The organism is Streptomyces sp. NPDC059009, assembly GCF_042740175.1.
GTDB lineage: Bacteria > Actinomycetota > Actinomycetes > Streptomycetales > Streptomycetaceae > Streptomyces.
Map to the genome: position 1 here is coordinate 1 of NZ_JBHYJB010000055.1, position 24,025 is coordinate 24,025.

Here is a 24,025-nt window from a genome sequence, read left to right on the forward strand (position 1 = left end):
GGCTGAGTGGTTCCAGCCCGTCCGGCGTTTGAGGACGAGGCGCGTTCAGCGCCGATGGGGGTCTAGGGGCGAAGCCCCAGGACGGGCGCCCCAGGGCCGCGGAGCGGCGGATTCGGGAAGGGGCGGGGTTGGGGAAAGAAGTGGAAACGCAGTTGGCCCACCCGGAATCTGCCGGGTGGGCCAACTGTCGTGCAGGGGCGGAGAGTTACGCCAGGACGCCCTCGGCGTCCAGCGTCGCGCCGACCGCCTGGAGGACCGACGCGATCTTCACGGCCTCCTGGATCGTCTCGCGGTCCACGCCCGCCTTGCGGAGCACCTGCTCGTGGGAGTCCAGGCACTGCCCGCAGCCGTTGATCGCCGAGACGGCGAGGGACCAGAGCTCGAAGTCGACCTTCTCCACGCCCGGGTTGCCGATGACGTTCATCCGCAGGCCCGCCCGCATCGTCCCGTACTCCGGGTCGGAGAGCAGGTGGCGCGTGCGGTAGAAGACGTTGTTCATCGCCATGATGGCGGCGGCCGACTTCGCGGCCGTGTACGCCTCGGGGGAGAGGTTCGCCTTCGCCTCGGGCTCCAGCTCGCGCAGCACGATCGGCGAGCGCGAGGCGATCGCGCACGACAGGACCGTGCCCCACAGCTGCTGCTGCGGAAGCTCGCTGTTGCCGATGACCGAGCCCAGGTTGAGCTTCAGGTCCTTGGCGTAGTCCGGTATGGCGGACTTCAGTTCGTCGAGAGCCATGTCAGTTACCTGAGCCCCGTCACTCGCCCGAGAGGAGCGCGACCGGGTCCAGGGTCTCGTCGCCCTTGCTCCAGTTGCACGGGCACAGCTCGTCCGTCTGGAGCGCGTCCAGGACCCGGAGGACCTCCTTCGGGTTACGGCCGACGGAGCCCGCGGTCACCATCGTGAACTGGATCTCGTTGTTCTGGTCGACGATGAAGACGGCGCGCTGCGCGAAGCCGTCCTCGCCCTCGATGCCGAGGTCACGCATGAGCTCGTGCTTCGAGTCGGCCAGCATCGGGAAGGGCAGGTCGGTGAGGTCCGGGTGGTCCTTGCGCCAGGCGTGGTGCACGAACTCGGAGTCGCCGGAGAAGCCGAGGACCTGGGCGTCACGGTCGGCGAACTCGTCGTTCAGCTTGCCGAAGGCCGCGATCTCGGTCGGGCACACGAAGGTGAAGTCCTTGGGCCACGCGAAGACGATCTTCCACTTGCCCTCGTAGGTCTTGTGGTTGATCTGCTCGAACTCCGAGCCCTTCTCCAGCGAGACACAGGCAGTCAGGTCGAACTCGGGGAACTTGTCACCGACAGTGAGCACGCGCTCTCCTTGCGAACTTGCGAGGCGGAAAGGTGCCTTTTGGGCGCTTTCCAGTGGGTTGGACGGAAACCGATGGTGGCACAGGGTGCATTGATTGCGGAAATAGCTAGAGTGGTGAGAGTTGATCGGAGGTTGTTATCAGTGGTGGCCAGTAAGAGGAGTGGGCGGCAGCCGAGTCTGGCCCAGCTGCGTGCCTTCGCCGCCGTCGCCGAGCATCTGCACTTCCGGGACGCCGCCGCCGCGATCGGGATGAGCCAGCCCGCGCTCTCGGGCGCCGTCTCCGCTCTGGAGGACGTGCTCGGGGTGACGCTGCTGGAGCGCACCACGCGCAAGGTGCTGCTCTCGCCCGCGGGGGAGCGGCTCGCCGTACGGGCGAAGGTCGTGCTCGACGAGGTGGGCGCGCTCCTGGAGGAGGCCGATGCCGTGCGGGCGCCCTTCACCGGTGTGCTGCGGCTCGGGGTCATCCCCACCGTCGCGCCCTATCTGCTGCCCACCGTGCTCACCCTCGCGCACGAGAAGTACCCGGACCTGGATCTTCAGGTGCATGAGGAGCAGACGTCGTCGCTGCTGGAGGGCTTGTCCGGCGGGCGGCTCGATCTGTTGCTGCTCGCCGTGCCCCTGGGTGTGCCCGGGATCACCGAACTGCCGCTGTTCGACGAGGACTTCGTGCTCGTCACGCCCCTCGACCACTGGCTCGGCGGGAGGGAGGGAATTCCGCGCGATGCGTTGAAGGAGCTGCATCTGCTGCTGCTCGACGAAGGGCACTGTCTGCGGGACCAGGCCCTGGACATCTGCCGGGAGGCGGGGCGTGCCGATGCGCCCGTCACCACTACTGCCGCTGGACTGTCCACGCTCGTGCAGCTCGTCGCCGGCGGGCTCGGCGTGACGCTGCTGCCCCGTACCGCCGTACGCGTGGAGACCAGCCGCAGCAGTCAGCTGCTCACCGGCTTCTTCGCCGAGCCCGCGCCCACCCGGCGGATCGCGCTCGCGATGCGCACCGGGGCCGCCCGGGCGGCGGAGTACGAGGAGCTGGCGGGGGCCCTGCGGGAGGCCGTACGGCCGCTGCCGGTACGGGTCGTGTGATCGCGTGACCGAGTGATCTGATCGCGTGATCGGCCGACCTCGTACCGGCAACGGGCTGCGCGGCGAGGGGAGTTACTCCGTGCGCAGGCCGTCCGGGCGCATCATGCGCCACAGCGGCGGCAGGCTCAGCAGCGTCACCGCCGCGACCATCGCGGCGCCCGCACCCATCAGCGGCAGGAAGACCCACCAGTCGGTGGCCGTCTTCTGGATCATGCGGACCATGACCTGGCCGAGCGCCAGGCCGCCGCCGACCGCGACGGCCAGGCCGAGCGCCACCGGGATCGCCGTCTGCCACAGGAGCGAGAGGGCCATCGAGGTGCGCTTGGTGCCGAAGGCGGTGAGGACCGCCAACAGCCGCTTGCGCTCGCGCAGTTGCTCGATCATCGAGACCAGCATGGACGAGGCGATCAGGACCATGGTGGCCATGGCGCCGATCTGCAGGCCCCGCTGGACCGTCGCGTACTGCTTGTCACGCTCGATCATCTTGATGGTGTAGGCCGAGGCCATCGGGTCGATGCGGGCCGCAGTGTTGCGCACGTACTCCTCCGCGTCCGGCATCGTCTGGTCGACCTGGACCATCGCATGGGTGGAGGCCCCGACCATGCGCTTCACGTCGATGGCGCCGGGCGTCGCGTAGATGCCGTCGTAGCGGTTGCCCACCGGGTCGGGCCGCGCGGTGATGGTGCTCGTCGACTTCGGCAGCGTCCACGGCACGTGCTTGCCGCGGCCCTTGCCCCCGTAGTCGCCCCAGCTGCTGCTGTTGAGGTCGATCTCCTTGCCGGGGCGCGCGGTCTGCTCCATCCACGCGTTCTGCTCGCGGTCGCCGCCGCGCACGATGAACGTGTCGCCGTCCTTGCAGGACTTCACGTGGGCGATCTCGCGCAGGGTGGCGCAGCTGCCGACCGAGAGCTCGGTGGTGGGCCGGATGTCCTCGGAAGGGTTCTTCAGCGGGCCCGGCCTGACGACGTACGACTCGACGCGGCCGATGACGCTCTTGACGCCCTTCGTGGCGCGGAACTCGTCGATCATGCGCTGCGCGAGCTCGCCGCTGGCCTGCTGCGAGTTGACGTTGATCTGGGCGCGGCGCGGGTCCGCGTCGGTGACCTTGTTGAAGTCGTCGTGCATGGACGCGAAGAGCATCTGCAGGGCGATGGCGCCCGCCACCGCGACCGTGATCCCGCTGATCGCGCGGGCCGCGTTGCCGCTGTTCAACTGGAGCCTGCGGGTGGCCAGTTGCCAGGGCACCGGGCCGCCGCGCAGCCGGGACACGACCGCCTCGACCAGCCACGGCAGGAGCGTGGCGAAGCCGATCAGGGTGAGCGTCGCGCCGCCCGCGATGGTGAAGACGTTCACGTCGTACGTGGCCGCGTTCACCCGGTCCGTGGAGAGCAGCACCGCGATGCCGATCACGGGCAGCGCGAGCCGCCACCACAGGCGGCGCTTGCGGGGCGCCGAGTGCCGGAAGACGCCGAGCGGTTCGATGCTGACCGCGCGCAGCGAGATCAGGGTGACCACGACGGCGGTGACCGGCACGGCGACCACGATCAGGGCGGCCAGGGCGGGCACCGGTGTCACGTCGGACGGGAACGCGTTGATCCGCTCCATGTCGACGACGCCGACCAACTGCCGGATCAGGACGAAGAACCCGGCGCCCACGACGAGGCCGAGGAGCGAGCCGAAGAGGGCCTCGCCCGCGGCGATCCGGCGCACTCCGCGGGCGTCGGCGCCGACCAGGCGCAGCGCGGCCAGGCGCCGGTCGCGGCGCTCGCCGCCGAACCGCACGGCCGTGCCGATGAAGATCATGACCGGGGTGAGGAGCACCACGCAGATCATCACGACCAGGACGACGAGGAGCGGGTCGAGCGGATCACCGTCGACGTGGGAGCCGAAGTCCGCGGTGCGGTGGGCGCCCTCGCCGATCCGGAGGGCGTCGGAACCGGCGTAGTAGTAGAGCTCCTTGGGGCCGATGAGGCCCGCGTCGCCGATGGTGCCGGTGATGCGGTAGCGGTCGAAGCGCTCCTTGAGGAGCTTGCCGTCCGGGCTGTTCAGCAGGGAGCGCAGGGCGGGCGAGACCACCATCTCGCCGGGCGCGGGCAGCTTGCTCACGCCGGGCGGCAGGACCGGGTGGCCGCCCTCGGCCTGCAGCAGGCGGCCGTTGATCGTGGAGTCGCGGTAGTCGGTGTTCGCGTCGATCACGAGGACCGTGGAGTCGGTGCGGTCGACCTTCTTGCCGCTGAAGACGTCGGCGGCCTGGCGGGCGTCGGCGCGGGCGTCCCGGTTCTGCAGCAGGTCCGGCACGGAGGCCGCGCCGAGCAGCAGGGCCACGCCGAGGCCGACGCCGACCGCGGTGAGGATGGTGCGGATCCAGCCCTCGCGGCCGCCGCCGACCGCGAAGCGCATGCCCATGAGCAGGTCGCGGCCCCAGGCACGGACGCCCTTCGGGGCGGTGTCCTCGATCACCGACGGCGCCGCGGGGCGCGTACGGGTGGCGCTCATACGAGTCGCTCCATGTCACGGGACTTGCCGTCGCGCACGACGATCTCGCGGTCCGAGTAGGCGGCGACGCGGGTCTCGTGCGTGACGAGGACCACGGCCGCGTTGGTCGAGCGGGCGGCGTCCGTGAGGAGCTCCATCACGCGTTCGCCGTTGAGGGAGTCGAGGGCGCCGGTGGGCTCGTCGGCGAAGAGCACGCGCGGGCTCGTGGCGAGCGCGCGGGCGACCGCGACGCGCTGGCCCTGGCCGCCGGAGACCTCGCCGGGCCGCTTGCCGCTCACGTCGTCGACCTCGAGGCGCTCCATCCAGGTCAGCGCGGTCCGCTCGGCGTCCTTGCGCTTCGCGCCGTTGAGGCGCAGCGGCAGTGCCACGTTCTCCACGCAGGTCAACTCCGGCACCAGCTGGCCGAATTGGAAGACGAAGCCGAACTCGCTCCGGCGCAGGGCGCTGAGCTGGGCGTCCGGGAGCCCGGCGAGCTCACGGCCGTTGTACGTGATCGAGCCCTCGTCCGGCCGGACGATCCCGGCGAGGCAGTGCAGCAGCGTCGACTTGCCGGAGCCCGAGGGGCCCATGACGGCGACGACCTCGCCCGGGTGGATGGAGAAGTCGGCGCCGTCGAGCGCGGTCGTCGGACCGTACGCCTTGCGCAGGCCGGTGGCGGCCAGGAGGGAACCTGCGGGGGTCATGCGGAGCGAACCTCCTGGGCGAGCTTGCCGAGGCGCGCGGAGGTGAGTTCCAGCCAGCGCAGGTCGGCTTCGAGATGGAAGAGGGCGTGGTCGCAGATCAGCTGGTCGGCGAGGTCGCCCTTGCGCTTGCGGTCGGTGAGGATCCGCATGAGCCGGAGGTGCTCGGCGCGCTGGGTGTCGAGTATCGCGGTCGCGTCGCGCTCGGTGAGGAGGGCGAGGACCACCTTGGTGTACAGGGTCGACTGGAGGTACGGCTCCGGCTTCTCCGGCGTCGCGAGCCAGCGCTGTACGTCGGTGATGCCGGCCTCGGTGATCGCGTACCGCTTCCGCTCCGGTCCGCCGCCCGCCTCCACTCCGTCGACCTCGACCAGGCCGTTCTTCAGGAGGCGGGACATGGTCGAGTAGACCTGCCCGTAGTGCAGCGGCTTGTCGTGGCCGAACTTGTCGTCGAAGGCGCGCTTGAGGTCATAGCCATGGCGGGGGCCCGATTCGAGCAGGCCGAGGAGAGTGTGACCGATGGACATGGCGACCACTGTACATGGTGTGTATACCCGCGATGTATACCCGCGGTGTAGAGCTCACAGGTTCCGCGACGGGGCAACCTTCCGGGCCTTGCGATCGTCGGTTTCATAGGGGCCGGTACCGGTTCCAGTGGGGCGGGTGCTGATTGTCACGTCCGGAAAAGACCGGATCGGCAGACCTTTGCCCCAAGGTGCGGTGTTAGCTTCATGAGCTGACTTGCCAGGAGCACCAGAAACACCAGGACGACACGGAAGCGGAGCACTCACAGCCATGGGCCGAGCGGAAGACCGACAAGCGCGGCAGCGCGGCGCGCGCCGGGCAGCGCGGGGGCGCTCGTCCGGCGGTGGGGCGGGCACGAGCGGCAGCGGCACCGCCGCGGCCGACAGCAAGAGCAGCACCGGGACGGCGACGGCGAGCCGGAGCGAGGGCGCCCGGAAGCGGGCGGCCAAGCCCAAGAAGACCGGCATACGCCGCTTCTTCACCTGGAAGAAGCTCCTCGGCGCCTTCTTCGGCGTGATCCTGCTCGGCATGCTCAGCTTCGTCGTGCTCTACCTGGTCATCGACATACCCGAGGGCAACGCCGCGGCCCGCAAGCAGAGCAACGTCTACAAGTACAGCAACGGCGAGGTCATAGCCCGCACCGGCGACATCAACCGCGAGGTCGTCGACCTGTCCAAGGTCCCCGAGGACGTCCAGCGGACCTTCGTCGCCGCCGAGAACAAGTCGTTCTACAAGGACAAGGGCGTCGACTTCAAGGGCACCGCCCGCGGCGTCCTCAACACGGTGACCGGCAAGGGCAAGCAGGGCGGCTCGACCATCACCCAGCAGTACGTGAAGAACTACTACCTGGACCAGGACCAGACGGTCACCCGCAAGCTCAAGGAACTGGTCATCTCGCTGAAGGTGGACCGCGAGAAGACCAAGGACGACATCCTCGCCGGTTACATCAACACCAGCTACTACGGCCGCGGCGCCTACGGCATCCAGGCCGCCGCCCAGGCGTACTACAACAAGGACGCCGAGAAGCTGAGCGTGGAGCAGGGCGCCTATCTCGCCGCCCTCCTCCAGGCCCCGAACCAGTACGACTGGGCGCTCGCGTCCGACACCGGCAAGAAGCTCGCCAAGGCCCGCTGGAACTACGTGCTCGACAACATGGTCGAGGAGGGCTGGCTGGACTCCGGCAAGCGCGCGGGCATGAAGTTCCCGACGCCGCACACGCCCAAGCCGCCGAGCGGGGTCAAGGGCCAGACCGGATACCTCATCGAGGAGGCCAAGCGCGAGGTCATGAAGGCCGGCCACCTCTCGGAGAAGCAGTTCGAGGCCGGCGGCTACACGATCACGCTCAACATCGACAAGAAGAAGCAGCAGCAGCTCGAGAAGGCCGTCAACAAGAAGCTCAACGCCAAGCTCGACGACAAGAAGAGCAAGGCCGACGCCCGGGTGCAGGCGGGCGCCGCGTCCGTGGACCCGAAGACCGGCAAGGTCCTCGCGATGTACGGCGGCCGCAACTACATCGGGCACTACACGAACAACGCCACCCGCCGCGACTACCAGGCCGCCTCCACCTTCAAGCCGCTGATCCTCGCGGCCGCCCTGGAGAACGGCTCGACGACCCAGTCCGGCACCCCGATCACGGCGAACACCATCTACGACGGCACCAGCAAGCGCCCCGTCGTCAAGGACGGCAAGAAGGTCGGCTTCGCGCCGCCCAACGAGGACGGCCGCAGCTACGGCCAGGTCAACGTCCAGAAGGCGATGAACAAGTCCATCAACTCCGTCTTCGCGCAGATGGGCGTCGACGTCGGCATGGACAACGTCATGGAGACCGCGGGCAAGCTCGGCATGGACGTCGAGGGACTCCAGGCCGTGCCCGCCCAGACCCTCGGCTCCATGGGCGCGAGCCCGCTGGAGATGGCGGGCGTGTACGCGACGCTCGACAACCACGGCAAGAAGGTCACCCCGTCGATCGTGAAGTCGGTCGAGCACAAGGACCGCCAGATCGACCTGCCGGACCCGATCGGCGAGCAGGTCGTCAAGCGCGGTGTCGCCGACTCGATCACCTCGGTCCTGACCGGCGTGGTCGACGACGGAACCGGCCACGCGGTGCGCGACGACGAGCAGGACGTCGCGGGCAAGACCGGTACCTCGGACGACAACAAGTCGGCCTGGTTCACCGGCTACACGCCGAAGCTCGTCACCTCGGTCGGCCTCTTCGGCGAGGCGCCCAAGGGCGACGGCACATACAAGCAGGGCCAGCAGGTGTCCATGAAGGGCGCCGGCGGACTGCCGCGCGTCGACGGCGGCAGCTTCCCGGCGGAGATCTGGGCGGCGTACACCTTCAACGCGATGGGCTCGCCCAGCGAGTTCGACCTGGACACGGACATGGGCGCCGCCATCGCGCCGACCACCGAGCCGACGACGCAGGCCCCGCAGACCCCGACGACCGAGCCGACGAAGCCGACCCAGAAGCCGACCGAGACGCCGACGAAGCCGACCGAGACGCCGACGACGAAGCCGCCGACGCAGACCCCGACCACGCAGCCGCCGACGCAGGACCCGACGACGGAGCCGCCGACCGACGACCCGACCCAGACGTGGATCCCGGACCCGCCGGACGATCCACGCCGGGGGCCGGGCAAGAACTGAGGCGGAGCGGGAGCGCCGGGCGGCAGCGCCCGGCGCGAACGCTCGGCAGACGGCAGCGCCCGGCGCGAACGCGCGGCAGAGGCGGTCGGGTCCGGCTCAGCTCCGGTTGAGCTCGAACCAGACCACCTTTCCGTTGCTCAGGCGCGTCGCGCCCCAGCGCCGTGCCAGCTTGTTGACCAGGTAGAGCCCGCGCCCGCCCTCGTCGGTGGCGCGGGCCTGGCGCAGCCGGGGCAGCTGGCCGACGTCGTCGCCGACCTCGCAGCGCAGCACATCGGTGCGGAGCAGCCGCAGCGTGATGGGCCGCGACGCGTACCGCACGGCGTTGGTCACGACCTCGCTGACGAGCAGCTCCACCGAGTCCGACAGCTCCTGCAGGTCCCAGCGCTCCAGGGCGCTGCGGGCCAGGCGGCGGGCGCGTGAAGGCGTCGTCTCCTCCGGTTCCAGGAACCAGTACGCGACGTCGCTGGGCGCGATCCCGTCGAAGCGGGCGGCGAGCAGCGCGATGTCGTCGTCCCGGTCGCCCGGGCCGAGCATGTCGAGTACCTCGTCGCAGAGGGCCTCCAGCGGCGGCGGGTGGTCCGGACCCGTCAACTGGGCGGTGGCGGCGAGGCGTTCGCGCAGCTGCTCTATGCCGGTCCATACGTCCCGCAGGCGCGACTCGACCAGTCCGTCGGTGTACAGGAGCAGGGTGGCCCCGGCGGGCGCATCCAGCTCGACGGCCTCGAAGTCCACTCCGCCCACGCCGATGGGGGCGCCCGGCGGCACCCGCAGCACCTCCGCGCGGCCGCCCAGGTGCAGGAGCACGGGCGGCGGATGGCCCGCGTTCGCGATGGTGATGCGATGCGAGACCGGGTCGTAGACCGCGTACAGACAGGTGGCCATCCGGTCGGAGCCCAGCCGCTGGGCCTGCTCGTCCAGGTGGTGCAGGACCTCCTGCGGGGGCAGGTCGAGCCCGGCGAGGGTCTGCGCGGTCGTGCGCAGCTGGCCCATGATCGCCGCCGATGTCATGGAGTGGCCCATGACATCGCCCACGACGAGGGCAACTCGGCTGCCGGGCAAGGGAATCGCGTCGTACCAGTCGCCGCCCACGCGGGCGGTCTCGGCGGCCGGGAGGTAGCGCGAGGCGAGCCGCACGCCGGTGGGCCGGGGCAGCGTCTCGGGGAGCATGGTGCGCTGCAGCTCGTCGGCGATGTACGCCTCGCGCCCGTACAGGACGGCCTTGTCGATGCCGAGGGCGCTGTGCGTGGCGAGCTGGGCGGCGACCAGCAGGTCGTCGCCCTCGAACGCGGGCCGGTCCGGGCGGCGCAGGAACACGGCGGCGCCGATCACCCGCCGCCGGCCGCGCAGCGGCGCCAGGATCGCCCGGCGCGCACCCGGCACGGTCCGCCCCTCGCCGAGGAGTTCGGTCAGGGCGGCACGGGCCGCCGCGGAGTCCGCGAAGACCGGGCGCACCCCGCGCAGCACCTCGGCGAGCGCCCCGCCGAGGTGGACCTCGCACAGCTCGGCGCCCGCGACGATGTCCGCCTGCACGGGCAGCGCGGCCAGGCGGCTGCCTTCGGTGTCCTGCTCCTCGGCGCCCTCCTCGATCATGCGGAGCCGGTCGGTGCGGCGCAGCCGAAGGACCAGCGGGCCCACGGGCCGCTCGTCGCCGACGGGCAGCGGGTCGCGCAGATAGACGAGGATCGCGTCCGAGAACGTCGGCACGGTGGCCCGGCACAGGCCCATCACGATCTCGTCCAGGTCTATGCCGCGGGCGATGCGCCGGGTGGCGGCGCCCACGAAGCGCAGCCGGTCGCCGTCGCGGCGCATGGCCGCGGGGCCCGGGGGCCGCGGCTCGCCGGTGCGTCGCTCCTGGCCGTCCGGGGGCCGGGTCTGTTCGGGTCCTGGCTGCGTGGGCACTCCCTCGGCGACGTCTGGGCGGGTGTGTTCGGCGCCGTTCGACGGGCTGTGCGACGTGCCGTGCGACGTGGCCGCGCCGTCGCCGGCCTGTTCGCCCGCGCGGGCCTGTGGCGGTAAGGCGGCGGCACCGGACGTGGGCGGGGTGGCGTCCGGGGCGCGCAGCATCGCCCCGCGGGGGTCCGCGGGGGCGGGTGGCCGGCCGGCTTTCGCCGTGTGGCCCTCGTGGGGGGTGGCTTGCTCCGTCACGCGTTCAGAATCCGTCCGTCCGGGGCTGCGCGCCGCGCGCGCCGATCAAGCGTTGCACGGGGGGTGCGGGGCGGTCGCCGGAGCCCGCAGGTAACCGGATACCCGGATCGTGTGTCCCGGGAACGGCTCGTCATGCTGGAGGCCGTCGGCGCCGACGCCTTCGGCCTGTCCCGTACGCCCCGGCCTCCCGCGGCCGACGTACGGCTCGTGCACCTCGCTCACGTTCCCGCCACCCCTCGATGACTGTCAGTCAAGCACCGTGCGCTCGCCGCCGGTTGGTGCTCCAGTGCGCTCTTGCGGAGGACGATCCTACGTTTCCCCCGTGGGGGCGCATCAAGGGTCTCATGACGACACGTGCGCGGGCGTACGGTCCCAATCATCCGGCAGCACCGGCACCGACCAGGCCGGATCGGGGCGCCACTGCTGCCAGTTCTGCGAGAACGGCGGCCCCCAGGACCGGATCACGTCAACCGCGGCCCGCCCGGCCGTGCGCACGTGCCGTGCCGTCGCCGGGTCCATCAGCCCGGCCCGCTGCGCCTGTGCGAACTCGTCCTCGTCCCGCCAGTGCCAACTGCGGTCCGGGTGCACGGAGATGTCCAGGAAGTGGTCCTCGGAGTCGACGCCGCCGGACCACCGCACCAGCGGCTCCTCCAAGTTCACGTACCAGTTCTTGAACCGCCAGCCCGGCTCCCAGAACAGCCACACCGACCACGGCTCACCGGGCCGGGCGAGCTTCAGGACGCCGGAGCCGAACCAGTGGTCGCGGCTGACCGAGCGGGGCTTGGTGTAGCGGGTGGCGAGCGGCTCGTGGTGGACGGGGGTACCGACGTCCCCGTTCAGGATGACCGGTTTCACGCACTCGGTGCCCGGGGCCATCCAGACGGCGAGCTGCTCCTCGGTGTCCTGCACGACGGTGACGGGACGACAGATGTGGAACCGGGACCCCGCGTTCTCCCGGTACCGCCACAGAATGTGACTCCCAGGAGCCCACCGCTCGGCGCCGGGCCCGGCCCCCGGTCTGCTTCTCGTCGTCGTCCCGTCGTGGTCTGTCATGCACAGATATTAGGTGGCGCGGGCGGTGTGCGCGCCGACTGTTCAGTTGAAGGGGTTGAAGGCCCGCCAACCTTGGGCCGGCACCCGCCGACCTTGGGCTCGGCGCCCACCACCCTTGAGCTCGGCGCCCACCACCCTTGAGCCCGGCGCCCGCCGACCGCCGCGCGGACCCCTACGGCCGGGTCATCCCCAACACGTCGAGCGCCGCGTCCAGTTGCTCCAGCGTCAGCTCGCCGCGGTCCACGTAGCCGGACTCGAGCACGACCTCCCGGATCGTCTTCCGCTCGGCCAGGGACTGCTTGGCGACCTTGGCCGCCGCCTCGTACCCGATGTACTTGTTCAGGGGCGTGACGACGGAGGGCGAGGACTCCGCGTACTCGCGGGCCCGTTCGCGGTTCGCGGTGATGCCGTCGACCGTGCGGTCGGCGAGCAGCCGGGAGACGTTGGCCAGCAGCCGGATCGACTCCAGGACGTTCTTCGCGATGACCGGGAGCATCACGTTCAGCTCGAAGTTGCCCGCGGCCCCGGCGGTCGCCACCGTCGCGTCGTTGCCGGTGACCTGTGCGGCGACCATGAGGACCGCCTCCGGGATGACCGGGTTCACCTTGCCCGGCATGATCGAGGAGCCGGGCTGGAGGTCGGGCAGGGCGATCTCGGCGAGACCGGTGCGCGGCCCGGACGCCATCCAGCGCAGATCGTTGGCGATCTTCGTCAGGCCCACCGCGATGGTCCGCAGCTGGCCCGAGGTCTCCACGATCCCGTCCCGCGCGCCCTGTGCCTCGAAGTGGTCGCGGGCCTCGGTCAGCGGCAGCCCGGTGGCGCGTGCGACCTCGGCGATGACGGCGGCGGAGAACCCGGGCGGCGTGTTGATGCCGGTCCCGACCGCCGTGCCGCCCAGGGGGAGTTCGGCCAGTCGGGGCAGTGAGGCGCGCAGCCGCTCCACCCCGTGGCGGACCTGCGCTGCGTAGCCGCCGAACTCCTGGCCGAGGGTGACCGGGGTCGCGTCCATCAGGTGCGTGCGGCCGGACTTGACCACGTCCGCGAACTCGGCCGACTTGCGCTCGAGCGCGGCCGCCAGGTGGTCGAGCGCCGGGATCAGGTCGTTCAGGACCGCGCCCGTCGCCGCGATGTGGATCGAGGACGGGAAGACGTCGTTGGACGACTGCGAGGCGTTCACATGGTCGTTGGGGTGCACGTCGCGCCCGCCCGTCTCCCGGCCACCACCCCTCACCGAGGCGCTGCGCGCCCCCGCTCTGTTCAGTCGCTCGGTGGCGAGGGTGGCGAGCACCTCGTTGGTGTTCATGTTGGACGAGGTGCCCGAGCCGGTCTGGAAGACGTCGACCGGGAAGTGCTCGTCCCAGCGGCCCTCGGCGACCTCGGCGGCCGCGTCCGCGATGGCTTCGGCGACGTCCTTGTCGAGCACCCCGAGGCCCGCGTTCACCTTCGCGGCGGCCCCCTTGATCTGCGCGAGCGCCGCGATGTGGGCGCGCTCGATGCGCTGCCCGGAGACGGGGAAGTTCTCCACCGCGCGCTGGGTCTGCGCCCGCCACTTGGCGTGTGCAGGGACCCGCACCTCGCCCATGGAGTCGTGCTCGATCCGGTACGCGTCCCCGGACCCGTCCTGGTGCTTGTCACTCTCGCCGCTGGCCATGCTCCGAACCTACCTCTCCGTTCAACCCCGTTAAAAAGTTGAGCACTTGTCTTGTTCTAGGTATTCCCTTCCGGCCCTACTGGCCAGTAAAAACCGTGGGTAACAGCGGGTAACACCTCACCGGGGAGGCGCGATGAAGCGCACCAGACCGTCCGCATCGACCAGGCTCCGATGTACTTTGGCGGCCGCCACCGCCGTGGCCGCCGTCCTCGGAGGGGTGGCGGCGACCGCCCCCGCCCAGGCCGCGCCCGCACAAGCGGCACCCGTGGCGAGCAAGCCGCTCCCGCCCGACCTGGAGAAGATCCGCGCGGACGAGGCCACCAAGCTCTACGGCGACCCGGCCGAGCGCCCGCTCGCCGACCGCAAGACGGGGCTGATCTCGCTCGGCGACAGCGAGATTTCGGGAGAGGGCGTCGGGACGTATGAGCCCGGCACCAACGGCCCCGACAACTGGTGCCACCGCTCCCCGGACGCCGCCATCCACCGCACCGGCATCCCCGCCGACGTCACCTGCAACGTGGCCTGTTCCGGCGCGCGGACCGTCAACATCCGGATCGGCGGCCAGAAGCAGTACGCGGACGAGCTGGTCCAGTCCGACAACCTCGCCGTCAAGGCCCGCAACACAAAGATCAAGGCGATCCTGCTCGTCATCGGGGCCAATGACGACCTCGAGTTCTCGCCCGTCATGACCGACTGCGTCACCCGCTATCTGCTCGGCCAGGGCGCCTGCGCGGGCACGTACACGGCGGGCTGGCAGGCGCGGGCACCTCGGCCGGGCGGGCGGGTCTGACCTGCGGTCTTGGCGCGCGAACGAGGTACGGGCAGAATTGGCAGCCTCGACGCAAGACCCGGAGGCCCTCGTGACACATCGCGTCACGTACAACGTGATCTTCTCCGAGCAGGCCGCGCGTATCCGCGACAGCCTCCCGGAGGACCGGCAGCAGCTACTCGCGCGCGGTACCGCCGCGCTGGCGCAGGACCCCCGCACCAAGGTGTCGTCGCCCATCTCCGGCGACGAGAACACGAGGTCCATCGCTCTGACGCACTCGCTCGCCCTGGAGTACGTGATCAGCGACGGCCTGCTGATCGTCTTGGCCGTACACGTCGTCGACACGTCGCAGGTTCTCTTCGACGAGGCATAACCCCGTCACCCGTCGTCCCCTGCAACTCGGGTGGTACGACGGCGGCGAGGGCAACCAGGAGTCGCTGCACACCGGGCTGATCCAGGACCGCTGCCTCGACGTGCCGGACGGCTCGTACAAGGAAGGCACCGCCGTCACTCTCTGGAACTGCCACGGCGGCGCCAACCAGCAGTTCGTACGCCAATCGGGGACCCTGCGTCCGGCCGCCGACACCGGCCTCTGCCTGGGGCTCTCCGCGCCCAAGGAGCCGCTGCGGCTCCAGAGGTGCAACGGTTCGGCGAGCCAGCGCTTCGCCTAAGCCTTACGTTCGAAGCATGATCTCAGCACTCTCCGTGGCCGCGGCGGCACTCACCGCCGCGGCCGCGCTCACCCCGGCGAGCGCACACGCCGCCGCTGCCCAGGACGACGAGATACGCGCGTACTGGACCCCCGCGGCCATGGAGGAGGCGGTCGCCGCCTCCTCGGACGACCCTCCGGACACCCCTCCCGACGGCGTCTCCTGGACGTACGGCACCGACTCCGTGCGCAACGTCGGGCGCCTCTTCATGGAGCTCCCCGACGGCAAGAAGGCCACCTGCACGGCCGCCGTCGTGGACGCCGACAACCGCGGTGTCATCGCCACCGCCGGGCACTGTGTGCACCTCAAGGCGGCGGGCGGCGCGATGAAGATGCTGCTGTTCGTGCCCGCGTACGACAAGGGTGCGAAGCCGTACGGGAGTTATGTGGCCAAGGGCGTCAGCATCGACGACGCCTGGCGCGAGCGCGAGGAGCACAAGGCCGACTTCGCCTTCGTCACGCTCGGGCCCGACGAGAAGGGCCGCGCCGTGCAGAACGTGACCGGCGCCCGCGAGGCCGTCTTCGCCCCCGTGCCCGGCGAGAAGACCGCGCTCGGCTACCCCTTCGTGAAGCCGTACGACGGCGAGACCCTGCAGTACTGCTCCGGCCCCACAACTCCCGTGCTGGACGGGCGCCTTGTGGGCGGCGAGCAGCTCAAGCCCTGCCGGATGACCAACGGCGCGAGCGGCGGCCCCTGGTACGCGCGCACCGGCGACGGCAAGGACGTCCAGGTCGGCGTCACCAGCGCGCGCCCCACGGAGCCCGGCTTCGAGGACGTGGCCTGGGGCGCGATGTTCGACGGGACGGCACGCGAACTGCACCGGCGGGCCGGCCAGTTGCGCTGAGCCCGCCGCGCTAGCTCGCGAACACGAAGAGCGTGAACGCGAAGAAGAGCCCGATCAGGACCGGCCAGTACAGCAGCGTCGGGAGCAGGTTGTCCTTCCACTCCAGGGAGCGGAAGTTGGTGTCGGAGCCGATCAGGATCGCGTTGGCGAAGATGCCCATGATCACGATGTACTGGGCGATCGCGAAGTACTCCAGATACGTCAGGGACGTGTCGCCCGCGATCTCCCGGATCTGCGTCTGGTCCACCACCACGACGAGTAGCAGCGAGACGGCGAAGGAGATCGCGGTCCAGGTGGAGAAGCCGAAGCGCGGGTTCTTGGTGTCGTCCTTGGTGTAGACGAAGAGCGCCAGGAACATGATCGCGGCGATGAAGAAGGACTGCAGCAGCTTGCCCGTCAGCGGCCCGGCCCACTTCCGCTCCATCCCGATGTTGAAGTACAGCTCGGGCGCCGACACGAAGGGCTTGTCCCAGTCCGTCACGCCCTGCGTCATCGTGTAGTTGTGCTGCCCGTAGCTCCAGGCCGTGTAGTACGGGGACCAGCCGCTGGTCACGATGTCCTGGTCGAGGCCGATCTCCCCGTACTTCCAGGGCGGGTACGAGGCGAAGTCCGGCACCAGCACGTCATTGGTGAAGGCGGCGTTGGTCCACAGCCGGAGCCAGATGTTCTGCTTGTCCAGCGGGTACTTCTGGTAGTTGAAGCGCTGGCGCAGCGTCAGGTTGAAGTGCCAGCCCTTGAGCCGCTGCCCGGCGGTGTTCGTGGTGTCGTACGCCTCGTCGAGGCTGTAGCCGTCGGGCGCCTCCGGGAAGACGACCCCCATGTCCTTCTCGGGGTAGTCCTTCGGATAGCGCTGCCAGACGTACCCGCTGACCTCGACCTCCTGCGGGTCGGTGAACTTCGCGCCCTGGATGAAGACCCCGGTGGGCACGAGCCGCAGCTTCGCCGTGGGAAAGGTCTTCTTCAGATACGCCTTGCTGTCCCCGTCGTTCATGAGCGGCTGCCCGACGATGGTGTCGGTGACGCGGTCGTGGCTGACGATCTGCCAGACCGCGCCGATGCCGAGCGCGAAGAGCACCGCCGCGACCCCGGAGATGAGCGCGTACCGCTTCCCGGAGAGGCCGGCCTGCCCGAACGGCTTCAGGAGCGCCACGGCGAGAAACAGCACCAGCAGGACGACGCTCGCGAGCAGCGGCGCCCAGCCGGAGCGCTGGGTGTGCCCGGCCGGGGCGCCGTCCGCGCCGAGGTAGCGGACCGCGAAGACGGCGGTCGCCACGGCGGACAGGACGAGCAGAAGCAGGTTCACCCGTGCCAGGAGGCGCGGCCAGTTCCGTTTGTGCTTCCCGTTTCCCGGCTGCCCCTCGGTCATGGCTTGGCGGGCTCGGCCGGGGGTGTGGGCGTGGCCGTGGGGGTGGGTGTCTGGGTGGCCTGCTTGCTCAGGTCGGGAAGCTTGAAGTCGGGCAGCGGGAAGGGCAGGAACGCCTGTGCGAAGCTCAGCCCGAGCCCGAAGAAGATGTCGAAGGCGAGCAGCGCCAGGTGGAACATGGTGAAGGCGGCCTGCGTCATGATCGCCACCACGTCACCCCGGACGCCGGCGTCCTTGAACGCGCGGTTGTCCTGCTTGAGCAGTTCGATGGTCGACCTGATGTCGTAGCCGCGCTCCTTGGCCCGGCTGAGCGAGCCGCCCGGCATGATCGCGAGCAGGTTGTCGAGCCCGCGGTTGGCCTCGGCCACGCTCTCGTCGAGCTTCTTCTCGTCCCGCTCCCCGCCGAGGGCGAGCCCCGCGAGGTCCGCGGTCGACCCGGTGGCCCCGCCGAACTTGCCGATGGTCCGCCAGCTCTGCGCGAGCCGCTCGCGGTCCCGGCGCGGGTCCTCCTGGATGGTGAGGGGCGAGCCGGTCTTGGTCGGCGTGGGCGTGGGCGTGGCGGTGGGAGTGGCCGCGGGCGTGGGCGTCGCGGCGTTCGGCCAGCCCCACGGCTGGGGCGTGGGCGAGGGCAGCGAGGGCAGCGGCGGCAGGCTCGGCGGGGTGGCGCCGGGCGTGGACACCGGCGGCGGTGTCGGGTCCTTCGGCGCGGCGGCCGCGACGGGCACGAGGGCGAGCGCGCCGCACACGGCGACGCTGAGGGCGGCGGTCAGGGCGTGCTTACGGGACATGGCACCACCCTCAGACACGAGATCACCCTCCGCAATCGGAAGACTGCGGAGGGTGATCCATAGGTGTGTCGGTCCCGCGCCACCAGCCCGTCCGGCGATCGAGGACGAGGCCGTTCAGGCCGAACGGGGTCCGGGGCGGAGCCCCGGGTGCGGGACGGGCAGGGGCGGAGGGGCGAAATCCATCACCCCGGCCGCTCCGGCAGGAGCCGGTGCTACGCCAGCCCCGGCCCCCGTACCGGAATGTGCGTGAACGTCGGCTCCGGGGCCGGGTTCTGGAAGAAGTCGTTGCCCTTGTCGTCGACGACGATGAACGCCGGGAAGTCCTCGACCTCGATCTTCCAGACCGCCTCCATGCCGAGCTCCTCGTACTCGACGACCTCGACCTTCTTGATGCAGTCCTGCGCGAGCCGCGCCGCCGGACCCCCGATCGAGCCCAGGTAGAAGCCGCCGTGCGCGTCGCACGCGTCGGTGACCTGCTTGCTCCGGTTGCCCTTGGCGAGCATCACCTTGGAGCCGCCGGCCGCCTGGAACTGCTCCACGTACGAGTCCATGCGCCCGGCCGTCGTCGGCCCGAAGGAACCGGACGCGTAGCCCTCCGGTGTCTTGGCCGGGCCCGCGTAGTACACCGGGTGGTCCTTCAGGTACTGCGGCATCTCCTCGCCCGCGTCCAGGCGCTCCTTGATCTTGGCGTGCGCGATGTCGCGGGCCACGACGAGGGGGCCGGTGAGGGAGAGCCGGGTCTTCACCGGGTGCTGGGTGAGCTCGGCGAGGATGGCGTCCATGGGCTGGTTGAGGTCGATCTTGACGACGTCGCCGGAATCCTCCAGGTGGGAGTCCTCGGTCTCCGGCAGGAACCGCGCCGGGTCCGTCTCCAGCTGCTCCAGGAAGACGCCCTCGGCGGTGATCTTCGCGGTGGCCTGCCGGTCCGCCGAGCAGGACACGGCGATCGCGACCGGCAGCGAGGCGCCGTGCCGCGGCAGCCGCACCACGCGCACGTCGTGGCAGAAGTACTTGCCGCCGAACTGCGCGCCGATCCCGATCTTCTGCGTCAGCTCGAAGACCTTCTTCTCCAGCTCCTCGTCCCGGAAGCCGTGGCCGAGCGCCGAGCCCTCGGAGGGCAGCTCGTCCAGGTAGTGCGCGGAGGCGTACTTCGCGGTCTTCAGGGCGAACTCGGCGGACGTGCCGCCGACGACGATCGCCAGGTGGTACGGCGGGCAGGCCGCCGTGCCGAGCGAGCGGATCTTCTCCTCCAGGAACTTCATCATGGAGGACTCGTTCAGAACGGCCTTCGTCTCCTGGTACAGGAACGACTTGTTGGCCGAGCCGCCGCCCTTCGCCATGAAGAGGAACTTGTAGGCGCCGCCGTCGGTCGCGTACAGCTCGATCTGCGCCGGGAGGTTGGAGCCGGTGTTCTTCTCCTCCCACATGGTGAGCGGGGCCATCTGCGAGTAGCGGAGGTTCAGCTTCGTGTACGCGTCGTAGATGCCGCGCGACAGCGCCTGTTCGTCACCGCCCTCGGTGAGGACGTTCTGGCCGCGCTTGCCCATGACGATCGCGGTGCCGGTGTCCTGGCACATGGGGAGCACGCCCGCGGCCGCGATGTTCGCGTTCTTCAGCAGGTCGAGGGCGACGAACTTGTCGTTGCCGGACGCCTCCGGGTCGTCCACGATGCGCCGCAGCTGCGCCAGGTGCGCGGGGCGCAGGTAGTGCTGGATGTCGTGGATCGCCTCGGCGGCGAGCTTGCGCAGCGCCTCCGGCTCGACCTTGAGGAACGTGCGCCCGTCGGCCTCGAAGGTGGAGACACCCTCGGCGGTCACCAGCCGGTACGGGGTGGTGTCCTCTCCCAGCGGGAGCAGATCGGAGTACGCAAACTCTGGCATTACGGCCATTCCTCACTCGGCAGACAGCGGCGCGGCCTCCATTGGCAGCGCGCCATCCAGCGTAGAGCGCGCGCTCCGCGCCGTTCTTGTGAGGTAAGGCTCACCGCCCCCTAGTCGCGATCTATCGCGAGTGGGTAGGCTGAAGGACGTGGATCTGGACAAGCGCCCTCAGCAAGACACCGCCGAGCCACCCGTGGGTCTGCGCGCGTCGGACGCCGACCGCGACCGGGTGGCCGACATCCTGCGCGAGGCCCTCGCCGAGGGCCGCCTCACCGCGGAGGAGCACGCCGAGCGCATCGACGGCGTCTACCGCGCCAAGACCCAGGGCGAACTGACGCCGCTGATCAGGGACTTGCCGGGTGCGCACCAGGCCACGCGCAGGCCCGCCCCGGCCTACGAGCCCGCCCCCGTCCGCCCCGCGGAGGGCTCCATGCCCCCCGTCGCCGACGAGAATGTGGTGGCGGTCCTCAGCGCCGCCTCCCGCAGGGGTCACTGGCGCGTGAGCCGCAGGACACACGCGTACGCGATCTTCGGAAACGTCGAACTCGACCTGAGCGAGGCGATCTTCGAGCACCGCCAGGTCGTCATCAAGGCGGTCGCCCTCTTCGGCTCGATCGAGGTCCGCGTCCCGCAGAACGTGTCGCTGCGGGGCAACGGCGGCGGCGTGCTCGGCACCTTCGAGGTCGACACCCTCGACTCCGCCGAGCGCGACGCGCCGGTGGTGTACGTGGACGGGCTCGCGCTCTTCGGCTCCGTCGAGGCGAAGCCCCGGCGCGGCAAGCTGATCCGCGATCTCCACGCCAAGCTCCGCAAGCACCTGGGGAGTTGAGCGCGCGGCGGGGCGCACGCCCCGGCGCACTCCCGGTGGCCGGAATTCGATCGGCGATTACCGGCCGGATTACTGGACTGAGAACTTCCGTACATCGGAACTCAGTGCATAGGCGCGCATACAGCGGGTAGAGCTTGCTGCATCGTCTCTCGCTCGCGAAGCCGTCGTCAGGAGTAGACCGTGCTGCAACCGTCGCACCAGTCCCTGCAGGTCGCCGCCGTTCCGGCGCAGCGTGGGCCGGTGATGCCAGTGAGTGATCGGGACCAGGATTCCCCCTGGCACACCGAGGCCGTGTGCCGCCGGGACGAGGCAGGGCTCTTCTTCGCTCCGTCCAAGGAGCCGACCGCCGCGCGCCTCTCCCGTGAGGAGGCCGCGAAGCGCGTCTGCGCCCGCTGTCCCGTCCTCGTCGAGTGCCGGGAGCACGCCCTGCTCCAGCCCGAGCCGTACGGGGTGTGGGGCGGCCTCACCGCCGCCGAGCGCCGCGTCGTGCTCGCCCGCAGGCGCCGGCGCGAGATGGAGCTGCAGAAGGCGGCCCGCCCGGCGACCCACGCGGCCGCCGGCTGATCACGCGCATCCGCACGACAAAGGGGGCGTCCCCCCGCACGGGGCGCCCCCTTCGTCGTGCTCGGCTCCGCTCGGTGCCCGCCGCGCTACTTCGCGCGGTCGAAGTCGATCGCGCTGTACGCGCGCAGCTTCGACAGCTTGTGGGTGGAGTCGATCTGGCGGATGGTGCCCGACTTGGAGCGCATCACCAGGGACTCGGTGGTCGCGGTCTCCGCGCCGTAGCGCGCACCGCGCAGCAGCTCGCCGTCGGTGATGCCGGTGGCGACGAAGAAGACGTTCTCGCCCGAGACCAGGTCGCCGGTGGTCAGCGTCCGGTCCAGGTCGTGCCCGGCGTCGATCGCGCGCTGCTTCTCGGCGTCGTCCTTGGGCCACAGCTTGCCCTGGATGGTGCCGCCCAGGCACTTGATGGCACAGGCCGAGATGATGCCCTCGGGGGTGCCGCCGATGCCCATCAGCAGGTCCACGCCGGTGCCCTCGCGCACCGCCATGATCGAGCCCGCGACGTCGCCGTCGGAGATGAACTGGATGCGGGCGCCGGTCTCGCGGATCTCCTTGACGATGCCCTCGTGCCGGGGGCGGTCCAGGATCATCACGGTGACGTCCTCGGGGGCGGACTTCTTGGCCTTGGCGACCCGGCGGATGTTCACCGACACCGGGGCGTTGATGTCCACGAAGTCGGCGGCCTCGGGGCCGGTGACCAGCTTGTCCATGTAGAAGACCGCGGACGGGTCGAACATGGTGCCCCGGTCGGCGGCGGCCAGCACGGCGATCGCGTTGGGCATGCCCTTGGCGGTCAGGGTGGTGCCGTCGATCGGGTCGACGGCGATGTCCACCTCGGCGCCGGTGCCGTCGCCGATGCGCTCACCGTTGAAGAGCATCGGTGCCTCGTCCTTCTCGCCCTCACCGATGACGACGACGCCGTTCATCGAGACGGTCGAGACGAGGGTGCGCATGGCCCTGACGGCGGCGCCGTCGGCGCCGATCTTGTCGCCGCGGCCGACCCAGCGGCCCGCGGCCATCGCGGCCGCCTCGGTGACCCGCACCAGCTCCAGGGCGAGGTTGCGGTCGGGTGCCTCGGGGGACACCTCGAGTTCGGACGGAAGATGATGGTGCTCGGTCATCGGAGCGCACCTTTCTCTGATACGACCAATAGGCCGCGCCCGCAGGGCGTCCGTTAGGGCGGTGGCGGGTGACGGGTGGGCGGCCGGTGAGGGTATGGGGCTGACTCTATCGCCAGCCTTACAAAATGAGCAGTGGGCCCCACGCATGAGCAGGCCCGGCACCTGGGGTAAGGGAAGCACGGGCCACCTGCGACGATGGGTGCGTGGCAGGAAGACAAGGCAAGCAGACCGTACGGAACATGCTCTGGTCGCTGGCGGTGATCGGCATCGTCGCGGGAGTCATCTACGTGTTCGTTCCGCACGACGACTCCAAGAGCCCGGTCGAGCGCAAGGACTACCGCGTCGAGCTGGTCGGCGCCCGGCGGGTCGCGCCGTACCCGGTGCTCGCGCCGAAGGGGCTGTCCAAGGACTGGATGGCGACGTCGGTGCGGTACAAGGACGAGGAGCACCACAGCTGGCACCTGGGCTTTCTCGACCCGGAGCGCGAGTACGTGGTGATCAAGCAGTCCACCGGCAAGCCCGCCGAGTTCATCGACCAGGCCACGCAGGGCGCGCGCAAGACGTCGGCCACCGAGGAGATCGACGGCAAGACGTGGCAGCGCTACCAGGGCTCCACGTACGACGCGCTGGTGCGCCAGGACAAGGGCGCGACGACGGTGATCGCGGGGACGGCGTCGTTCGCTCAGCTGACCAAGATGGTGGAGTCGCTGAAGTCGTCCTGAGTCCGCACCCGGACCACGACTTCGGCGACTTGCCGCAACCACTTCCACGACTTGCCGCATACGCAGAGGGGCCCCGGCGATGGCCGGGGCCCCTCTGCGTGTCCACGGCCGGTGTGCGGCCGGGTGACTCAGACCGTCGTGATGACCTGGTCGATGTCGAGGCGCGGGGAGCGCGGGAACCAGGCGTCCTCGCCCGGCTTGCCGATGTTGATGACCATCAGCGGGGTGTGGTCGTCGTCCAGGAACTCCTTCTGGACGCCCGCGAAGTCGAAGCCCGTCATCGGGCCCGCGGCCAGACCGGCGGCGCGGACGCCGACGATGAAGTAGGCGGCCTGCAGCGCGGCGTTCAGCTGCGCGGCGCCCTCGCGGGCCGGACGCTCGGAGAAGAAGGCGTCCTTGGCCTGCGGGAAGTGCGGGAAGAGCGCCGGGAGCTCCTCGTGGAACTCGTTGTCCGCGGAGAGGATCGCGACCAGCGGGGCCTTCGCGGTCTTCGGCTGGTTGCCCTCGGCCATGTGCTTCACCAGGCGCTCGCGGGCCTCGGGGGAGCGGACCAGCGTGATGCGCAGCGGCGACTGGTTGAAGGCGGTGGGGCCGAACTTGATCAGGTCGTAGATCGCCTGGACCTGCTCCTCGGTGACCGGCTCGTCGGTGAAGGTGTTGGCGGTGCGGGCCTCCCGGAAGAGCAGGTCCTGGGCGGCGGGGTCAAGAACGAGGGACATATCAACCTTCTGCGAACGAACGAACGGGTCGGGTCCCGGCCGGAACCGATACATCCGGTTCAGCCGGTACGTCCGACACTACGCCGCCACGGTTTAACTTTCAACCAAAGCCGGGTCCGGGTGATCG

At 70.3% G+C, this 24,025-nt stretch carries 22 protein-coding genes and 1 pseudogene; 10 read left to right on the forward strand and 13 right to left on the reverse strand.

Going from position 1 to position 24,025, the window contains the following annotated elements; all coding sequences use genetic code 11:
• Positions 1–205: 205 nt before the first annotated feature.
• The gene (locus tag ACFWYM_RS39185) at positions 206–736 is read right to left on the reverse strand and encodes an alkyl hydroperoxide reductase (protein ID WP_384848490.1); all 531 of its coding nucleotides are present in this window, start codon (positions 734–736) and stop codon (positions 206–208) included.
• A gap of 19 nt (positions 737–755) precedes the next feature.
• Positions 756–1,310, reverse strand: coding sequence for a peroxiredoxin (locus ACFWYM_RS39190; RefSeq protein WP_164300746.1), 555 nt, complete (start codon positions 1,308–1,310; stop codon positions 756–758).
• A 144-nt stretch (positions 1,311–1,454) separates the two neighbouring features.
• On the opposite strand from ACFWYM_RS39190, the gene ACFWYM_RS39195 reads away from it, so the two are divergent.
• Positions 1,455–2,393 carry a LysR substrate-binding domain-containing protein gene (locus ACFWYM_RS39195; protein WP_384848494.1) on the forward strand — a complete coding sequence of 313 codons (939 nt, stop codon included), beginning with the start codon at positions 1,455–1,457 and terminating at the stop codon, positions 2,391–2,393.
• A 72-nt stretch (positions 2,394–2,465) separates the two neighbouring features.
• Here ACFWYM_RS39195 and ACFWYM_RS39200 read toward each other — a convergent pair whose 3' ends face one another.
• Genes ACFWYM_RS39200 through ACFWYM_RS39210 form a run of 3 tightly spaced genes read right to left on the reverse strand, consistent with a single transcriptional unit; the run spans position 2,466 to position 6,096 of the window.
• Complete coding sequence (locus tag ACFWYM_RS39200; protein ID WP_384848497.1) at positions 2,466–4,889, reverse strand: FtsX-like permease family protein; 2,424 nt, start codon at positions 4,887–4,889, stop codon at positions 2,466–2,468.
• A complete protein-coding gene (locus ACFWYM_RS39205; RefSeq protein WP_384848500.1) occupies positions 4,886–5,572 on the reverse strand; it encodes an ABC transporter ATP-binding protein in 687 nt (228 codons plus the stop codon). Before ACFWYM_RS39205 ends, ACFWYM_RS39200 begins: the two co-directional genes overlap by 4 nt.
• On the reverse strand, positions 5,569–6,096 hold the full coding sequence (locus tag ACFWYM_RS39210) for a PadR family transcriptional regulator (protein WP_384848503.1): 528 nt from the start codon (positions 6,094–6,096) through the stop codon (positions 5,569–5,571). The genes ACFWYM_RS39205 and ACFWYM_RS39210 overlap by 4 nt, the downstream gene beginning before the upstream one ends.
• A 268-nt stretch (positions 6,097–6,364) precedes the next feature.
• On the opposite strand from ACFWYM_RS39210, the gene ACFWYM_RS39215 reads away from it, so the two are divergent.
• Positions 6,365–8,740 (forward strand): transglycosylase domain-containing protein, encoded by a 2,376-nt coding sequence (locus tag ACFWYM_RS39215; protein ID WP_384848506.1) that lies wholly within the window; start codon positions 6,365–6,367, stop codon positions 8,738–8,740.
• A 96-nt stretch (positions 8,741–8,836) separates the two neighbouring features.
• Here ACFWYM_RS39215 and ACFWYM_RS39220 read toward each other — a convergent pair whose 3' ends face one another.
• Positions 8,837–10,885: a SpoIIE family protein phosphatase gene (locus ACFWYM_RS39220; RefSeq protein WP_384848509.1), complete on the reverse strand. Its 2,049-nt coding sequence runs from the start codon at positions 10,883–10,885 to the stop codon at positions 8,837–8,839.
• A gap of 111 nt (positions 10,886–10,996) precedes the next feature.
• Between ACFWYM_RS39220 and ACFWYM_RS39225 the strand changes: the two genes are divergently transcribed.
• Positions 10,997–11,128 (forward strand): hypothetical protein, encoded by a 132-nt coding sequence (locus tag ACFWYM_RS39225; RefSeq protein WP_384848512.1) that lies wholly within the window; start codon positions 10,997–10,999, stop codon positions 11,126–11,128.
• A 99-nt stretch (positions 11,129–11,227) separates the two neighbouring features.
• On the opposite strand, the gene ACFWYM_RS39230 is transcribed toward ACFWYM_RS39225, so the two are convergent.
• On the reverse strand, positions 11,228–11,938 hold the full coding sequence (locus ACFWYM_RS39230; RefSeq protein WP_384848515.1) for a DUF402 domain-containing protein: 711 nt from the start codon (positions 11,936–11,938) through the stop codon (positions 11,228–11,230).
• Positions 11,939–12,110: 172 nt separating this feature from the next.
• Positions 12,111–13,589 (reverse strand): class II fumarate hydratase, encoded by a 1,479-nt coding sequence (locus tag ACFWYM_RS39235; RefSeq protein ID WP_384848518.1) that lies wholly within the window; start codon positions 13,587–13,589, stop codon positions 12,111–12,113.
• Positions 13,590–13,722: 133 nt separating this feature from the next.
• On the opposite strand from ACFWYM_RS39235, the pseudogene ACFWYM_RS39240 reads away from it, so the two are divergent.
• The 4 genes and pseudogenes from ACFWYM_RS39240 to ACFWYM_RS39255 form a co-directional block, all read left to right on the forward strand.
• Positions 13,723–14,352, forward strand: a pseudogene (locus ACFWYM_RS39240) (hypothetical protein); the annotation flags it as partial.
• Between the two features lie 97 nt (positions 14,353–14,449).
• On the forward strand, positions 14,450–14,731 hold the full coding sequence (locus tag ACFWYM_RS39245) for a hypothetical protein (protein WP_384848521.1): 282 nt from the start codon (positions 14,450–14,452) through the stop codon (positions 14,729–14,731).
• A gap of 100 nt (positions 14,732–14,831) precedes the next feature.
• On the forward strand, positions 14,832–15,029 hold the full coding sequence (locus ACFWYM_RS39250) for a ricin-type beta-trefoil lectin domain protein (protein WP_384848524.1): 198 nt from the start codon (positions 14,832–14,834) through the stop codon (positions 15,027–15,029).
• A gap of 16 nt (positions 15,030–15,045) precedes the next feature.
• A complete protein-coding gene (locus tag ACFWYM_RS39255) occupies positions 15,046–15,912 on the forward strand; it encodes a trypsin-like serine peptidase (RefSeq protein WP_384848527.1) in 867 nt (288 codons plus the stop codon).
• A gap of 10 nt (positions 15,913–15,922) precedes the next feature.
• Here the strand turns inward: ACFWYM_RS39255 and ACFWYM_RS39260 are convergent, their stop codons facing one another.
• The 3 genes from ACFWYM_RS39260 to ACFWYM_RS39270 all read right to left on the reverse strand — a co-directional run bounded on the left by ACFWYM_RS39260 (position 15,923) and on the right by ACFWYM_RS39270 (position 19,943).
• Positions 15,923–17,215 carry a hypothetical protein gene (locus ACFWYM_RS39260; RefSeq protein ID WP_384848530.1) on the reverse strand — a complete coding sequence of 431 codons (1,293 nt, stop codon included), beginning with the start codon at positions 17,213–17,215 and terminating at the stop codon, positions 15,923–15,925.
• A 59-nt stretch (positions 17,216–17,274) separates the two neighbouring features.
• On the reverse strand, positions 17,275–18,063 hold the full coding sequence (locus ACFWYM_RS39265; RefSeq protein WP_384848533.1) for a hypothetical protein: 789 nt from the start codon (positions 18,061–18,063) through the stop codon (positions 17,275–17,277).
• Positions 18,064–18,275: 212 nt separating this feature from the next.
• On the reverse strand, positions 18,276–19,943 hold the full coding sequence (locus ACFWYM_RS39270; protein WP_384848536.1) for a fumarate hydratase: 1,668 nt from the start codon (positions 19,941–19,943) through the stop codon (positions 18,276–18,278).
• 148 nt (positions 19,944–20,091) lie between these two features.
• On the opposite strand from ACFWYM_RS39270, the gene ACFWYM_RS39275 reads away from it, so the two are divergent.
• Both ACFWYM_RS39275 and ACFWYM_RS39280 read left to right on the forward strand, forming a co-directional pair.
• Positions 20,092–20,772, forward strand: a complete 681-nt coding sequence (locus ACFWYM_RS39275; RefSeq protein ID WP_384848539.1) for a DUF1707 domain-containing protein — start codon at positions 20,092–20,094, stop codon at positions 20,770–20,772.
• A 180-nt stretch (positions 20,773–20,952) separates the two neighbouring features.
• Entirely contained in the window at positions 20,953–21,336 is a 384-nt protein-coding gene (locus tag ACFWYM_RS39280) for a WhiB family transcriptional regulator (protein WP_384848542.1), read from the forward strand.
• Between the two features lie 86 nt (positions 21,337–21,422).
• Here the strand turns inward: ACFWYM_RS39280 and glpX are convergent, their stop codons facing one another.
• Complete coding sequence (gene glpX, locus ACFWYM_RS39285; RefSeq protein ID WP_384848545.1) at positions 21,423–22,457, reverse strand: class II fructose-bisphosphatase; 1,035 nt, start codon at positions 22,455–22,457, stop codon at positions 21,423–21,425.
• Positions 22,458–22,660: 203 nt separating this feature from the next.
• Here glpX and ACFWYM_RS39290 point away from each other — a divergent pair, with 203 nt between their 5' ends.
• Positions 22,661–23,179, forward strand: a complete 519-nt coding sequence (locus tag ACFWYM_RS39290) for a DUF4245 domain-containing protein (RefSeq protein ID WP_384848548.1) — start codon at positions 22,661–22,663, stop codon at positions 23,177–23,179.
• Between the two features lie 128 nt (positions 23,180–23,307).
• On the opposite strand, the gene ACFWYM_RS39295 is transcribed toward ACFWYM_RS39290, so the two are convergent.
• Positions 23,308–23,898, reverse strand: a complete 591-nt coding sequence (locus ACFWYM_RS39295) for a malonic semialdehyde reductase (RefSeq protein ID WP_384848551.1) — start codon at positions 23,896–23,898, stop codon at positions 23,308–23,310.
• Positions 23,899–24,025: the final 127 nt, after the last annotated feature.